The organism is Streptococcus sp. HMSC066E07, assembly GCF_001814695.1.
GTDB classification, from domain to species: Bacteria; Bacillota; Bacilli; order Lactobacillales; family Streptococcaceae; genus Streptococcus; species Streptococcus hominis.
Genome location: NZ_KV817455.1, coordinates 1 through 14,465, shown reverse-complemented (window position 1 = coordinate 14,465; position 14,465 = coordinate 1). Strand labels below are relative to the sequence as shown.

The window sequence follows — 14,465 nt, the reverse complement described above, 5'->3', positions numbered from 1 at the left end:
ATAAAAAAAATGTTTTGTGCAGGGTGCACAAAACATTACACTAAATCATTGATGACAATTTGGTAACACAAAGTCAAATCTGTCAGGTCTTTTAGCTGTAAGCCCGTCAATTCTTCCCATTTATCAATGTGATACTGTAAAGTATTCCGATGAATATACAACTGTTGGGCAGCTTTTGTCACAACTGCCGTGTTTTCCCACAAAGCTGCAATAATATCAACGAGCTGATCTTGACTTTCAATCAATTGATGAAGTTTTTTCGTTAAAATTGGCAATATGAAATCCTTTTGACCAATCCCCCACAAAAAGAGTTGAGAAAAAGAATGCACATTGGAATGTTGAACCTGCTCCCACCATTTGACGAAAAGAGCATGTTCCGCTTGAAAAAGTTCTGAATAACTTTCTTCAAAAATTAGAGGCCAAATTTGCCCGATTTGAATCGTCAGAGTTAAGCTAAAGTCATATTCGATAGCCGATAAAGTATCACGAAGCACATCTTTTACAGGAACTAACCGCGTTTGATCCAGCACAAAGATGTAATCCTGAGAGGATAGCTGAAAATCTGCTATTCTATTGGGCAGTATGGTTCGCATCATTTCCAACCAAGACCCAATCGTTTCATTTTCATAATGGAATAAATGACAATGAACGAACTGTATCTTTTGAACATTTTGTGGCATTTTACCACGATTATGAACCAAATAATCATACCAAGGTCCACCATCAAATGCAGACTCTTTCTCAAGCAGTAAAGAAATAAGCTCTTGCTCTCGCTTTGTCAAACTGCTCTTCTTAAATAACAACCATTGATTACTTGAAATGGGAATTGCCACTTCATTTTCGTTTGCATTTGGATTGGATTGAAGCCTCCCTTGAGGGAACCATTTTAAAAAATCAGTTTTTATCATGCTGTGCGCCCTCCACTCTCACAATACACCAATCAATCAGCTCTTCTAAACGCTTGATTTGATCGGTCATGTGTAAATATCCCAGAACAGCTTCAAAACCTGTCGACATGCGATAGGTCACAATATCAGCATTTTTAGCTTTTGTATGGCTATTGGCATTGCGTCCACGCTTGTAAATATCTTCTTCCTTTTCGGTCAGAATTTTTTCTTCCAACATTTGAGAAATGAGGTTAGCTTGCGCGCGAGCTGACACATACTTAGTTGCTTCTCTGTGTAGCTGGTTCGGCTTGGTTAATCCTTGAAAAATCAAGTGACGGCGGACATAAGTTGAGTAGATAGCATCGCCTTCAAAAGCCAAGGCAATACCATTTATGAGATTGACATCAATCACGCATCCACCTCACTCCGTCCTTGGTATCTAAAAGCTTAATCCCTTTAGCTGCCAATTCATCACGGATTTTATCAGCTGTTGCAAAGTCCTTGGCAACACGCGCAGCTTGGCGCTGCTCAATCAAGGCTTCAATATCCGCATCCAGTACTTCTGCTGTAAAGACAATACTAAAAACTTGCAGAAGCTCAGCAAAAGCGCTTTTCACCTCTTGATTGTAGTGACCGGAATTAATCCACTTAGCTAGTTCGAAAACGACTGTAATGCCATTTGCTGCATTGAAATCTTCATCCATAGCAGTGGTGAATTTATCCAGAAAAACCTGCAAGTCTGTCAGATCGACCGTTCCCGTAAAGGGTTGCTCGTAAGTATTTTTCAGATATTTCAGATTTACTTCCGCATCGTGAACGGCTTTTTCTGTAAAATTGATAGGCTTGCGGTAGTGCTGAGTCGCAAAAAAGAAACGCAAGACTTGTCCGTCAATGGTTTTAAGGGCATCGTGGACGGTAATGAAGTTACCCAGAGACTTAGACATCTTGACATCATCAACATTGACAAAGCCATTGTGCATCCAGTAGTTGGCAAAAGTCTTTCCAGTTTTAGCCTCTGATTGAGCGATTTCATTAGTATGGTGCGGAAATTCTAAATCAGCTCCACCGCCATGAATATCAATCGTATCTCCCAGAATTTCTGTCGCCATGACGGAACATTCGATATGCCAGCCTGGACGACCAGGTCCCCAAGGGCTATCCCAGAAGATTTCACCGGGCTTAGCAGCCTTCCAAAGAGCAAAGTCAACAGGATTTTCCTTGCGGGCCGTTTCTTTATCTGTCCGACCAGAAGCTCCAAGCTCTAAGTCTGCTAGGGTTTTATTGGCTAACTTAGCGTAATTAGGGGACTTTTCAACCCGAAAGTAAACATCCCCTTCTGACTCATAGGCAAATCCTTTGTCCACCAAGACTTGTACAAAATCAATGATGTCCGTCATATAATCCACTACGCGCGGGTGCCGGGTCGCTGGTTGAACCCCCAGCGCCGTCACATCTTCCCGAAAAGCAGCAATGTACTTGTCTGCCACTTCCTGAGGTGTGATCCCCTCTTCTTTAGCTCGATTGATAATTTTATCATCCACATCGGTGAAATTGGATATATAGTTGACTTCAAAGCCTTGATACTCAAAATAACGGCGAATCGTATCAAAAGCTACTGTTGAGCGAGCATTGCCGACATGGATATAGTTATAAACGGTCGGCCCGCAGACATACATGCGGATCTTGCCCTCCTCAATGGGCACAAATTCACGTAGGCTGCGAGTCATAGTATCATAGATTTTGATCATATTTTACGATACTGAGAGTGACTGGAAAGTAGATAAAATCAACTGCAGAAGCAGTCATCTAGTGTCAAACTTTCTGTTTCTACTCAGTTCCTTTCTAGTTCCTTTGCTATTGTCAAAGCGATCGTGAAAAAAGTCATGGCATCAGCCGTCCGCTCTTCACGGCGGGCATCCCAGATTTTATTGTGGTGATCCACATAATCTGCTGTATAGAAGAACTGATAAACCTGAGCTTTACGAAATTGACTCCAAGCCATAATAGCAGAAGCTTCCATATCTACTACTTGGGCTCCCGCTGTTAGACGGCGTTTAACTTTATCAGGTGTTTCCCGATAAAAAGCATCTGTCGTCCAAGACTTGGTTCGGATATGCTCGATATCGTGCTTACCAAAGATAGCTTCCAGCTCAACCAACAGGGATTCGTCATAGGCGATTTCATCACCCGGCGGGGCATAGTGATAGCTAGTCCCTTCATCTCGCAAAGCAGCAGCAGGCAAGATAATCTTGTCCGCCTCAATCAAACGATCCAAAACGCCACAGGAACCTAAAATGACGAAATTCTTGAAACCTCTAGCTGCCAACTCCTCTAGCTGACCGACTACCATCGGAGCTCCAATAAGTGCCGTCATGACCGCCACTCGATTTCCATCACATTTATATATATACCAAGGAAATTGACCGTTAAGATTTTTTAAATAGCCTCCCAGATAGACTTCTTCTGATTCAATCAAGCCTTGCAAAATTTCCCCGTTAAAGGACAAGATGATAGTTTTACAAACCTCTCCCTTATCAATAATCTGCCTATCTGTTGGTTCGATAACCCCAACTACATCTTCAAATTCTTCTAATAGCACGCTATATACACCTTCTTTTGAGCCTACATTCAACCATCTCTCACTACAATTTAGATGAGTAATAACTTTCTTCGCGGATTTCTTCTAAATTCTTGATCGTTGGAGCATCTTTTTGCCCGTGAACTCGGACAATTTTAGCTGGAATCCCAACAACAGTCACATCACTTGGCACGTCTGCTACCACAACCGCACCCGCTCCGACTTTGGCATTTTCACCAATTTCAATCGGACCAATTAGCTGCGCATGAGCTGAAATAAGCGCACCTTGACGAACCGTCGGATGACGTTTCCCACAATCTTTCCCTGTACCTCCAAGAGTGACACCATGATAGAGCATCACTCCTTTTTCTACAATGGCCGTCTCGCCAATCACTAAACCACTCCCGTGGTCAATAAAGACACCTGAAGCAATCTGTGCCCCCGGATGAATCTCAATCTGAGTCCAAAATCGCCAAAATTGGCTATGCATCCGAGCTAAAAGTTTACATCCATGATTCCACAGAAAGTGAGAAAGTCGGTGAGCAGCCAAAGCCTTAATCCCAGGATAAGTCAACAGCACCTCAAGTGAGGAGCGAGCTGCCGGATCATTTTCTTTTACAATACCTATCGTCTCTTTCCACCAACCCATGATGACTCCTTTCTAGCTTTAGACTGAAGGCAAACACTTAGCAACCTCTCTAGTCTTGCGCCCTTTCTTCTTGAACAGCTTTGTGCTCTTTATGTGTTTTATGATGATGTTTTTTTGCTTTCTCTTCTTTAGGAGGACGTGGTAGAAGAGCTTTCATAGAAGCGTCCACACGACCTTTTTCATCAATCTTAATAACTTTGACATCTACTTCATCACCAAGTTGCACCAAATCTTCAACCTTATTGGTACGCGTCCAAGCCATTTCAGAGATGTGCACCAAGGCGTCTGTCTTGTCAAAGAGATTGACAAAAGCACCGAATTTCTCAATCCGAACAACTTTTGCATGATAAACTTCATCTACTTTTGCTTCACGCACAAGCGCTGAAATGATTTCTTTGGCACGGTTAATCGCATCTTGATCGCTAGAGTAAATAGAAACATTTCCTTCTTCGTCAATGTCAATCTTGACACCTGTTTCTGCGATAATCTTGTCAATCGTTTCACCGCCTTTACCGATGACAATCTTAATTTTATCAACATCAATCTTGATTGTATCGATTTTTGGAGCGGTTGGAGCGAGTTCTGGACGAGGAGCTGGAATTGTACGCTCAATCAAGTCTAAAATTTCAAAACGCGCTTTCTTAGCTTGAGCAAGTGCTTCTTGCAGGATTTCAGCGGTAATTCCTTCAATTTTGATATCCATTTGAAGAGCAGTAATCCCTTCACGTGTACCAGCCACCTTAAAATCCATATCTCCAAAATGATCTTCCAAACCTTGAATATCTGTTAAAATTGTATAATTGCTGCCATCAGAAATGAGCCCCATGGCAATTCCGGCTACTGGTGCCTTAATTGGTACCCCACCAGCCATAAGCGCCAGCGTCCCAGCACAAATTGAGGCCTGTGAAGAGGAACCGTTTGATTCGAGGACTTCTGCTACCAAGCGGATAGCATAAGGAAACTCTTCCAAACTTGGTAATACTTGCGCAAGCGCACGTTCGCCAAGGGCTCCATGACCGATTTCACGACGACCTGGTGCACCATAACGACCAGTTTCTCCTACGGAGTATTGTGGGAAGTTGTAGTGGTGCATAAAGCGTTTCTTATATTCTGGATCCAAACCGTCAACGATTTGTGTCTCCCCCATTGGCGCAAGCGTTAAAACTGACAATGCTTGAGTTTGACCGCGAGTAAAGAGACCAGATCCATGCACACGTGGTAGGTAGTCAATTTCAGCATCCAATGGACGAATTTCATCTACCTTACGACCATCCGGACGAACTTTATCCTCGGTAATCAAGCGACGTACTTCTGCATGCTCCATTTGCTCTAAAATTTCAGCTACATCACGCATGATACGGTCAAATTCTTCATGGTCAGCATATTTTTCTTCGTAAAGGGCTATAACTTCGTCTTTAACAGCTTGAGTTGCGGCTTCACGCGCTAATTTTTCTTCTACCTGAACGGCTTTTTGAAGGTCAGCATTATAGCCTGCTACAATTTCTGTTTGCAATTCTTCATCCACATGAAGAAGCTCAACTTCTGCTTTTTCTTTTCCGACTGCTGCCACGATTTCTTCTTGGAAAGCAATCAATTCCTTAACTGCTTCGTGACCTTTCAGAAGGGCTTCCAACATCAGCTCTTCTGACAATTCTTTGGCACCAGACTCAACCATGTTAATTGCTTCTTTGGTTCCTGCAACAGTTAATTCCAGTAAAGAAACTTCTTTTTGATCTTGACTTGGATTGATAACCAATTCTCCATTGACATAGCCAACTTGCACGCCAGCAATTGGACCGTTAAAAGGAATATCTGAGATTGATAACGCGAGAGATGAACCAAACATAGCTGCCATAGGTGCTGAAGCATCCGCATCATAAGAAAGAACGGTATTGATAACCTGAACTTCATTGCGGAAACCTTCCGCAAACATGGGACGAATGGGACGGTCAATCAAGCGAGCTGTCAAAGTCGCATCCGTTGAAGGACGACCTTCACGCTTGTTAAATCCACCAGGGTATTTCCCAGCTGCATACATCTTTTCTTCATAATTGACTTGAAGTGGGAAAAAATCACCAGTCGCCATTTTCTTTGACATGACGGCTGCTGTCAAAACAGTGCTTTCACCATAGCGCACCACTACGCTGCCGTTTGCCTGTTTTGCCACTTGACCTGTTTCAACTACCAAGTCTTTACCAGCAAAAGTAGTTTTAAATACTTGCTTTGTCATATATATTCCTCGTTGAGCTTATACTCAATTTCTAATTTTTTTATACGTCTTGCCTACAAAGATCAAGATACAAAGCATTAAAATTGATTTGGTACTTAGTACCTAATACATTTACACTAATCGCTAAATGCCTTGCTAAGTCAAAGCCTCTTGCCAAATAGTATTGATTTAACAAGTTCCTGTCGCAAATCTCGTTAAACGCTCACAATGTTCATCTGCTATACTTTTGAAATAAACAAGGATTGTCTCCAATAAGCCTTTAAATCCTCATCTTTGTATCAAGCACGTATAAACCTTATTTTATCATATTTTCAACTAAAAGAAAAAGCCTTAAAACAGCTTTTTACCAAGAAATTTTGAGAATTTAGCGATAATTTTTGAAATGCTGTCTATTTATTGCGTTTTTCTGCTATACTAGAAGAAAGTTAATGATAAGGAGAAATGGATTTATGGTTGAACAAAAACAACGTTCTGAATTTCCAGAAAATGAACTGTGGGACTTAACAGCCCTCTATCAAGACCGAGAGGATTTCTTGCGTGCGATTGAAAAAACGCGCGAGGATATCAATCAGTTCACACGTGATTATAAGGACAACCTTCATACTTTCGAGGATTTTGAAAAAGCCTTCGCTGAGTTGGAGCAAATCTACATTCAAAGAAGCCATATTGGCAACTACAGCTTTATGCCGCAAACAACGGATTACGGTGATGAAAGCTTTGCACAGATTGCGCAAGCTGGTACAGATTTTGAAACAGAAGCCAGCGTTGCGCTTAGCTTCTTTGACGCAACTTTGGTAAATGCCGATGAAAAAGTACTCGACCGTCTCGGACAACTACCGCATTTGACTGCTGCAATTCGTCAAGCAAAAATTCAAAAAGCTCACTATTTAGGTGCTGATGTCGAAAAGGCTCTGACAAATCTTAGTGAAGTTTTTTACAGCCCACAAGACATTTACACCAAAATGAGGGCAGGTGATTTTGCCATGGAGAATTTTGAAGTAGACGGAAAAGTTTATAAGAATAGCTTTATCAGCTACGAAAATTTCTACCAAAATCACGAAAATGCTCAAGTCCGTGAAAAGTCTTTCCGTTCTTTCTCAGCTGGACTTCGTAAACATCAGCATACCGCTGCTGCAGCTTATCTGGCTCAAGTAAAATCTGAAAAACTGATTGCTGATATGCGGGGATATGACTCTGTCTTTGACTATCTTTTGGCTGAGCAAGAGGTAGACCGTTCTATGTTTGACCGGCAGATTGACCTCATCATGACTGAATTTGCACCTGTTGCACAAAAGTTCCTCAAACACGTTGCTAAAATCAACGGTCTTGAAAAAATGACCTTTGCAGATTGGAAATTGGACTTGGACAGCGCACTCAATCCTGATGTCACTATTGATGACGCTTACGACTTAGTGATGAAATCAGTTGCTCCGCTTGGAGAAGAATACACGCGCGAAATTGCCAATTATCAAAAAGAACGTTGGGTGGATTTTGCAGCTAATGCCGGTAAGGACTCCGGTGGTTATGCGACCGACCCTTATCGTGTGCACCCTTATGTGCTCATGAGTTGGACGGGTCGTATGAGTGATGTATATACTCTGATTCATGAAATTGGTCACTCTGGTCAATTTATCTTCTCAGACAACAGCCAAAGCTACTTTAACACCCACATGTCAACTTATTATGTAGAAGCTCCTTCTACTTTTAATGAGTTGCTGCTTAGCGACTATTTAGAGCATCAATTTGACAATCCACGCCAAAAACGTTTTGCTCTTGCGCATCGCTTAACTGACACCTACTTCCATAACTTCATCACTCACCTCCTAGAAGCCGCTTTCCAACGTCGGGTTTACAATCTGATTGAAGCAGGCGAAACCTTTGGTGCCAATAAGCTCAATAGCATTATGAAAGAAGTTCTGACCGAATTCTGGGGTGATGCGGTGGAAATTGATGACGATGCTGCACTCACTTGGATGCGGCAAAGTCATTATTACATGGGACTATATAGTTATACCTATTCCGCAGGTCTCGTCATCTCGACTGCTGGCTATCTCCATTTGAAAAATAATGAAAATGGCGCTCGCGATTGGCTCAACTTCCTCAAATCTGGCGGAAGCAAAACGCCTCTTGAATCAGCTCGCATCATTGGTGCAGATATCTCTACTGATAAACCACTCCGTGATACCATTCAATTCTTGTCAGACACAGTTGATCAGATTATTGAATATAGCAAAGAATTGGAAGAATAACAGAAACTATTCAAAAATCCGCTTAGAAATTCTAAGTGGATTTTTTCGTCTGTAACTAATCCAAAAATCTTTCTGTTCACTTTTCTTCCAAGCCAAAGTCACTAGTCAGCTTGGCAATGATTTCTCTAAGTAAACTTTTATTTACATCATATTTCACATCTTTATGGTCACGATTAAAAAGTAGGAGTTTTGCATTGATGAGCTTTTGAGTATGAAAAGAAACCGCTGCTCCAGTAATATCTAACTCTTCAGCAATCCGTTTGCTCTTAGCATACGGTTTAGCTAATTCTACCATAACATTATAGCGTGTGCTATCACTAAGTACCTTGAGAACTGCGGCAAACGTATCCATATCCAGTTCTTTTCCACTTTTAAGTAGTTGATCAATGCGGCAAGAAACGATAAAATAATGACTCTCTTTCGGTTCTGTTTCACTGAAGTAAGATGCAAACTGCACCACCCATGGACTGACAACATAAAGCCTAATAAATTGATTTTCTTTAAAATTCCAATCAAAATGAGATAGACTAGCAGACTCTGCAATGGTATCCTCCAATGAAAAGGATGCCGCATAAGCTCTACGTTCGGCAGCACTTTTTTCCAAGTAAGGCTGGTAAAGCGGAATAAGTTCCCGAGACAATTCTATTAACTCTTTCATAGCTTCAAGTGGCTTCCGATAAAATTGACTGAAATACCACTTAGTTTCTGATTTAATAGATGATGCTTCTAAATAATCCCAAAAATCTCCACTTTTAGCCATGTGCTCAGGACCTGTGTTTAAGAGACCTTTTAACTGTTCTCTTATCGCTTCGGCATCTAGCTGCAAACAGTAGGCATGTACCGCTTCAACAGATTTGGGCGTCAGCCCCTTATCTACCATCTCCAAATAGCAACTTTGTAGCAAGGTGATTCCATAACCAGTCAAATAATAAGTTTCCATTTGTTCCTTATAAGGTTGAAACAAAAGGCGAAGCTCCTCCATCACAGGAAGAACATCTTTAAAAAGCTCACGCTCTTTGCCGCTAAAACTTTCGATAGTCTCTCTTCTATCCTGTATCAGAGTAGATAGAGAAAACTGCTCCATTAAATCACTTGCTTGTTCTGAATACTGTACTTCCACCATTATCTTTACTCCTTCTTTAGTGTTATCTTATCAAATTCATCCTAACAAGTAAACTGTTTAGAAAGCTATTGCATCACGTGTTTAGCATTTTTTCTGGGCACTTTCAGTGTATAAAAGAATAAAATCGATGATAATATTAAAAATAAGAAAGCAATCTGGGCTGATGACAAGAACGTTACCAAAACTGCTACCAACATTTGACAAAGAACTAAACCCAATGTGGAAAAACTACTAATCCCCGCACTGATTGTCGCCAAACGCTCCTCAGGAAGCGACGAAATGACAAAAGCATCCATCTTCGGCTGAAAAATGCCTACGATAACCATTGTCAAAAAATTAACCAAGAAAATAATATAAATACTGTGGAGTAAAAAACCAATAAAGAGAGCAGGAGGCATGAATACGGAAATCTTCAGCAAAAACTCCATACTTACTTTTTTTAATAAGGTCGTTACCAAAACACTCCCCAAAATATTTCCTATCAAAGTTACAACTGTAACGGTTGCTATAGTTGTGGCTGGATTGATAAATGCAAAACTGGGATTTTCTTTCATATTTAGGAGGAGCAGTGCATTCTCTGCTGCAAACACAGCATTTAAACCAGCAATAGTGAAAATAGAAGTCTTTAAGATGGAGATATTCTGAACAGTTTGATAAGATTGCTGCAAACTATTCCATGTATTTTTAATAAAATGTCTCTCTTCCTCACGATTCTCAACAGAAGAATGAATTGGATTATCTTTGAGCAGATTATTTAAACTGGGACGAAGTATCAGCATTATCAAAGCACTAACTACAAAAGTTCCAGCATTAAAAAATGCGAGGTGTTGATAACTCATCAGCCCAGCTAAAATTGCTCCACTGGATTGAAAGAGAATCTTTAGGATAGAGCTTGCTCCTTGACGAAAGGCATACATGGCTTCACGATTTTCCATTGGAATAATACGAAGGCTGAGTGGTATGTGCAAAGCATCTTCATATTGACCAGCTAGGTCAGATAAAAGATTGACCAATACAGCTAAAATCACTACCCATAAAGCTGGCTGAAAGCCCATAGCCAGACCAATGAGCAGATACAGCCCTGTCCGAAACAGAAGCGTCGCCAAAATCGTATCTACTTTCTTCTTAGTACGATCGCCCCACATGCCCATGAAAATCATCGTCAGAAAAGGCAAACTTTCAGATAAAGTCACTAAAGAGATTGCAAATTTTGCTTTTGGCAATAGCAGAACATAATTCATTAAAGCCAAATAATAGAGTACATCTCCAAAATTAGACAACATATCCGAGATGAAAGTTCCCATAAACAGTTTATTTTGCAATATTCGTTTCATTTTATATCCGCTTTCTTTTTGTTAAGCAATCACTTAATTTTTATTAAATATAATTATACACTTAATTTTAAATAAGTCAATACTTTATTTTAAGTTTTATTATGAATCTCTTTTTTTAAGTATCTGACTAAAAGTTTTCAGGCACCTAAAAATCCGCTTAAAAACTAAGCGGATTTTATGCTTTATCCTAATTCTGCCACAATTTGCTTGATTTGTGCTGCTGTATGTACCCCAGCGACTTGTTTTACAACTTGACCGTTCTTTTTAAATAAGAGAGTCGGAATACTCATAATGCCGAATTGCCGTGCAGTCGTTGGATTTTCATCAACGTCTATCTTCACAATTTTCAATTCATCTTCTGGAATTTCTGCAGAAAGTTGTTCCAAAATAGGAGCTTGCATGCGACAAGATCCACACCAAGTTGCCCAAAAGTCAATAAGAACAAGACCGTCCTTTGTTTCTGCTTCAAACGTTGCATCAGTAATAGCTTTTGTCATCATTTTACCTCACTTTTATTTGTATTGATTTAAATCTTGCTTCATTAGATAAAAGAAAACATCGCCGTAAGTCCCTTGGTAATCCAATTCGTGTCCATTAACAAGCAGCTTTTGAACCGGGTAATAATCTGCTACATTAATCAAGCAGGCTTGCTGCGATTGCTCAAATTCTTGATAGCTTTCAAACGTTATAACCCTCTCTTGCTTACTAGCATCCAAATAAGTGATTTCAATCATGGTCATTCTCCTTTTTATTATTCAATTACATTTGTAATTATTTTTATAAATACATTGTATCAATAGCTGTTACAACAGTCAAGGGATATGCTTACTCTGCCACATTTCTATTTCTAATGGTAGAAAAAAAGCTCTCATTTTCATGAGAGACTTTTAATTGAATTAACGACGAAGTCCGAGTGAGTTGATCAATTCACGGTAACGGTTAACATCGTTCTTACGCAAGTATGCAAGAAGGTTACGACGACGACCGATTTTTTTCATCAATCCACGGTAAGTAGCGTGGTCTTTTTTGTGTACCTTGATATGTTCGTTGAGGTGGTTAATTTCCCAAGTAAGAACAGCTACTTGTACTTCAACTGAACCTGTGTCACCTTCGTGACGTGCATATTGTGCAATGATTTCATTTTTTTTCTCTTTTGAGATTGCCATGATAGACTCCTTTTCTTTACGCTTCATCCGAGTGTTAGGCTTGGCCCACCTAATACCAAGAAAAAGTTATTTGTCTTTAACGACATTCTTATTCTACCAAGAAGGAAAGGTTTTGTCAAATGGGACATTCCGGCTTAGAGTTCTACACCAAAAATAGTGAGTTTTTCTAATTCTTCTTTTGTCAAACGGCGGAAAGTGACTAATTCCAAACGCTCATCCAGCATAAGCGGTCCCATAGAAAGGCGTTCCAAATCTGTTACCGTTTTTCCGCAAGCCTGAACCATTCGCTTCACCTGGTGAAATTTTCCTTCAGAAATTATAATCTCCACCAGAGAAGTTTGCTGCTCTTCATTCACTTCTAATATGGTCAATTTTGCAGGCTGACAGGTAAAGTCCTTGAGCTCTATTCCTGCTTCAAAATGCTCCACATCTTTTTCAGTTATAATCCCATCTACCTTTGCACGATAAACTTTTGCTACATGCTTTTTAGGAGACAACATCGCATGTGCCAAAGCACCATTATTGGTTAATAACAAAAGTCCGTGAGTGTCAATATCAAGTCGTCCAACTGGAAAAACTTCTTTCTGGCGTGCACTTTCATCTAACAAATCCAAAACTATTTGATGGTTAGCATCTTCAGTAGCTGAAATGACTCCTTTCGGCTTATTTAAAAGATAATATACAAATTTTTCATAGTCCAATACTCGCTTATTGACTGAAATTTCGTCCTGATTTTCATCTATTTGAATTTTCGCAGATGTTTCTATTTTTCCATTAACCAAAACTTGCTTCTTTTTCAATAGGCGTTTGACTTCTGTTCGTGAACCAAGCCCCATTTCTACTAAAAACTTATCTAATCGCATCTTTTTCCTCATTTTGTTGATGAGTGACAAAAGCAGCTAAAATGGATACTGCTATCATGAGAACCCCTAGTACACTAAAAATAAAGGTTGGAACAGAAGAAATGCTTCCAATCAAGGATAGGACGAATGTTGATACTGAAGCACCACTACTGCAACCCAAGACAACAATCGCTATTGCGCGATTGACCAAATGGGCAGGAATTTTCTCTGATACAATATGAAATACAGCTGTTAGAGATACGCTATAAGCAAAACCAGCCAACAGAGCACTTAAACTTAAGAACCAAATGTGGCTCGAAAAACCAATCATCACTTGACTGAAACCAAAAACAATTCCCGTTACTGTCAATAAGCGATTTTTCAACATACTCACTAAGCTGGCAAAGCTAACGCCAGCTAGAATCCCGACAAGCTGCATACAGCTGAGAATTAAGCTCGCTGTTTCAGCACTTCCCATTTTATTCTGTAAGACAAGACTTGGAATACGTAAATTGATAGCGACATTGGTACACACAATCATTCCAGCTATAAAAGCCAACAATATGCTTAAATGCACTTGTTTTGTGGTCATTTTCTGAGCAGACTTGAGATGCTCATGTTTATCGACTTTGCTTTTTTCATAAGGAACAAACAAAAGATATAGTGCTAAAATAATAAAGCCAACTGTATAAACCAGAAAAGTAGTTGTCCAACCAAAACGCAAGAGTTGCCCGACCGCTAAAGTCAACAAAGCCATCCCTACAACTTCTGCTGACCCACGGTAGCCCAACATCTGCACACGCTCTCTCCCTTGGAAGCGCTCACTAATAATCGCAATTGCTCGAGGGTTCATCATACCTAGCCCTAAACCAAAAATAAATCGCGAAGCAAAAACGAGACCATAAGCTTGATTGAAAAATGGGATGAGGCCACAAAGAGAAAATAACAATAGCCCTAGTATAATCATTTGCCGCTCAGATAAAAAACGCTCTAAAATACTATTAAAAAGCAATAAAGACATAATCCCAATAGATGGCAAGGAGACTAATAACTCTACCTGACTAGAAGAATAATTCTTATAAAACTGAAACATTGCCGGTAAGGCGCTGGAAATTGAAAATGCCGTTGTCAACACAAATGATAAAGCCAGAATACTAGCCTTCTCCATGAATCTTTTCATCTTATCTTCTTTCTAAAATCACACTATCCCTATCATACAGTTTTTTATGAAAAGACGCAATCTGATAATCCACAAAGTTAAAGCAAACACCCCCTAAGTTGCTATTTTTATATCAACTTAAGGGGAAACTTTATAGGCTCTATAATTTCTGTAGTGGGTAAAACTACCGCAGAGATTATGGAGCTATTTTTGTGTATACAAAAAGTCCCATATGACCTATAATGAAA

14 protein-coding genes are annotated in these 14,465 nt (G+C 39.9%); 1 reads left to right on the top strand and 13 read right to left on the bottom strand.

Annotated features, from left to right (window positions below; genetic code table 11):
* Window positions 1-35 precede the first annotated feature (35 nt).
* The 6 genes from HMPREF2984_RS06615 to pnp all read right to left on the bottom strand — a co-directional run bounded on the left by HMPREF2984_RS06615 (window position 36) and on the right by pnp (window position 6,344).
* Entirely contained in the window at window positions 36-908 is an 873-nt protein-coding gene (locus HMPREF2984_RS06615) for a helix-turn-helix domain-containing protein (RefSeq protein WP_049533178.1), read from the bottom strand.
* Window positions 895-1,299: a Mini-ribonuclease 3 gene (locus HMPREF2984_RS06610; protein ID WP_049514571.1), complete on the bottom strand. Its 405-nt coding sequence runs from the start codon at window positions 1,297-1,299 to the stop codon at window positions 895-897. The genes HMPREF2984_RS06615 and HMPREF2984_RS06610 overlap by 14 nt, the downstream gene beginning before the upstream one ends.
* Window positions 1,292-2,635: a cysteine--tRNA ligase gene (cysS, locus tag HMPREF2984_RS06605; protein WP_049533179.1), complete on the bottom strand. Its 1,344-nt coding sequence runs from the start codon at window positions 2,633-2,635 to the stop codon at window positions 1,292-1,294. Before cysS ends, HMPREF2984_RS06610 begins: the two co-directional genes overlap by 8 nt.
* Window positions 2,636-2,718: 83 nt before the next feature.
* Window positions 2,719-3,486, bottom strand: coding sequence for a nucleoside phosphorylase (locus tag HMPREF2984_RS06600; RefSeq protein WP_049533180.1), 768 nt, complete (start codon window positions 3,484-3,486; stop codon window positions 2,719-2,721).
* A 43-nt stretch (window positions 3,487-3,529) separates the two neighbouring features.
* Complete coding sequence (gene cysE, locus HMPREF2984_RS06595; RefSeq protein ID WP_049533181.1) at window positions 3,530-4,114, bottom strand: serine O-acetyltransferase; 585 nt, start codon at window positions 4,112-4,114, stop codon at window positions 3,530-3,532.
* Between the two features lie 49 nt (window positions 4,115-4,163).
* Window positions 4,164-6,344, bottom strand: a complete 2,181-nt coding sequence (gene pnp / locus HMPREF2984_RS06590; RefSeq protein ID WP_049533182.1) for a polyribonucleotide nucleotidyltransferase — start codon at window positions 6,342-6,344, stop codon at window positions 4,164-4,166.
* A 449-nt stretch (window positions 6,345-6,793) separates the two neighbouring features.
* Between pnp and pepF the strand changes: the two genes are divergently transcribed.
* Window positions 6,794-8,593, top strand: a complete 1,800-nt coding sequence (pepF, locus tag HMPREF2984_RS06585; RefSeq protein ID WP_049533183.1) for an oligoendopeptidase F — start codon at window positions 6,794-6,796, stop codon at window positions 8,591-8,593.
* 76 nt (window positions 8,594-8,669) lie between these two features.
* Here the strand turns inward: pepF and HMPREF2984_RS06580 are convergent, their stop codons facing one another.
* From HMPREF2984_RS06580 to HMPREF2984_RS06550, 7 genes are all read right to left on the bottom strand, one after another.
* Window positions 8,670-9,716 (bottom strand): ArsR/SmtB family transcription factor, encoded by a 1,047-nt coding sequence (locus tag HMPREF2984_RS06580; RefSeq protein ID WP_049533184.1) that lies wholly within the window; start codon window positions 9,714-9,716, stop codon window positions 8,670-8,672.
* Between the two features lie 65 nt (window positions 9,717-9,781).
* Window positions 9,782-11,050, bottom strand: coding sequence for an MFS transporter (locus HMPREF2984_RS06575; RefSeq protein ID WP_070670840.1), 1,269 nt, complete (start codon window positions 11,048-11,050; stop codon window positions 9,782-9,784).
* 182 nt (window positions 11,051-11,232) lie between these two features.
* Window positions 11,233-11,547, bottom strand: coding sequence for a thioredoxin (gene trxA, locus HMPREF2984_RS06570; protein WP_070670863.1), 315 nt, complete (start codon window positions 11,545-11,547; stop codon window positions 11,233-11,235).
* Window positions 11,548-11,562: 15 nt separating this feature from the next.
* Window positions 11,563-11,784, bottom strand: coding sequence for a DUF4649 family protein (locus HMPREF2984_RS06565; protein WP_003026254.1), 222 nt, complete (start codon window positions 11,782-11,784; stop codon window positions 11,563-11,565).
* Window positions 11,785-11,946: 162 nt separating this feature from the next.
* Window positions 11,947-12,216 (bottom strand): 30S ribosomal protein S15, encoded by a 270-nt coding sequence (rpsO, locus tag HMPREF2984_RS06560; protein WP_003026255.1) that lies wholly within the window; start codon window positions 12,214-12,216, stop codon window positions 11,947-11,949.
* A 134-nt stretch (window positions 12,217-12,350) separates the two neighbouring features.
* The gene (locus tag HMPREF2984_RS06555; protein WP_070670839.1) at window positions 12,351-13,079 is read right to left on the bottom strand and encodes a pseudouridine synthase; all 729 of its coding nucleotides are present in this window, start codon (window positions 13,077-13,079) and stop codon (window positions 12,351-12,353) included.
* Window positions 13,066-14,238 (bottom strand): MFS transporter, encoded by a 1,173-nt coding sequence (locus tag HMPREF2984_RS06550; protein ID WP_004224639.1) that lies wholly within the window; start codon window positions 14,236-14,238, stop codon window positions 13,066-13,068. Before HMPREF2984_RS06550 ends, HMPREF2984_RS06555 begins: the two co-directional genes overlap by 14 nt.
* Window positions 14,239-14,465 lie beyond the last annotated feature (227 nt).

Excerpts from the sequence above, each read along its gene's own strand:
- HMPREF2984_RS06565 (WP_003026254.1), bottom strand. The coding sequence starts at position 11,784 with ATGATTGAAATCACTTATTTGGATGCTAGTAAGCAAGAGAGGGTTATA.
- HMPREF2984_RS06555 (WP_070670839.1), bottom strand. The coding sequence starts at position 13,079 with ATGCGATTAGATAAGTTTTTAGTAGAAATGGGGCTTGGTTCACGAACA.
- HMPREF2984_RS06575 (WP_070670840.1), bottom strand. The coding sequence starts at position 11,050 with ATGAAACGAATATTGCAAAATAAACTGTTTATGGGAACTTTCATCTCG.
- HMPREF2984_RS06550 (WP_004224639.1), bottom strand. The coding sequence starts at position 14,238 with ATGAAAAGATTCATGGAGAAGGCTAGTATTCTGGCTTTATCATTTGTG.
- HMPREF2984_RS06615 (WP_049533178.1), bottom strand. The coding sequence starts at position 908 with ATGATAAAAACTGATTTTTTAAAATGGTTCCCTCAAGGGAGGCTTCAA.
- cysS (WP_049533179.1), bottom strand. The coding sequence starts at position 2,635 with ATGATCAAAATCTATGATACTATGACTCGCAGCCTACGTGAATTTGTG.
- pnp (WP_049533182.1), bottom strand. The coding sequence starts at position 6,344 with ATGACAAAGCAAGTATTTAAAACTACTTTTGCTGGTAAAGACTTGGTA.
- trxA (WP_070670863.1), bottom strand. The coding sequence starts at position 11,547 with ATGACAAAAGCTATTACTGATGCAACGTTTGAAGCAGAAACAAAGGAC.
- HMPREF2984_RS06580 (WP_049533184.1), bottom strand. The coding sequence starts at position 9,716 with ATGGTGGAAGTACAGTATTCAGAACAAGCAAGTGATTTAATGGAGCAG.
- cysE (WP_049533181.1), bottom strand. The coding sequence starts at position 4,114 with ATGGGTTGGTGGAAAGAGACGATAGGTATTGTAAAAGAAAATGATCCG.
- rpsO (WP_003026255.1), bottom strand. The coding sequence starts at position 12,216 with ATGGCAATCTCAAAAGAGAAAAAAAATGAAATCATTGCACAATATGCA.
- pepF (WP_049533183.1), top strand. The coding sequence starts at position 6,794 with ATGGTTGAACAAAAACAACGTTCTGAATTTCCAGAAAATGAACTGTGG.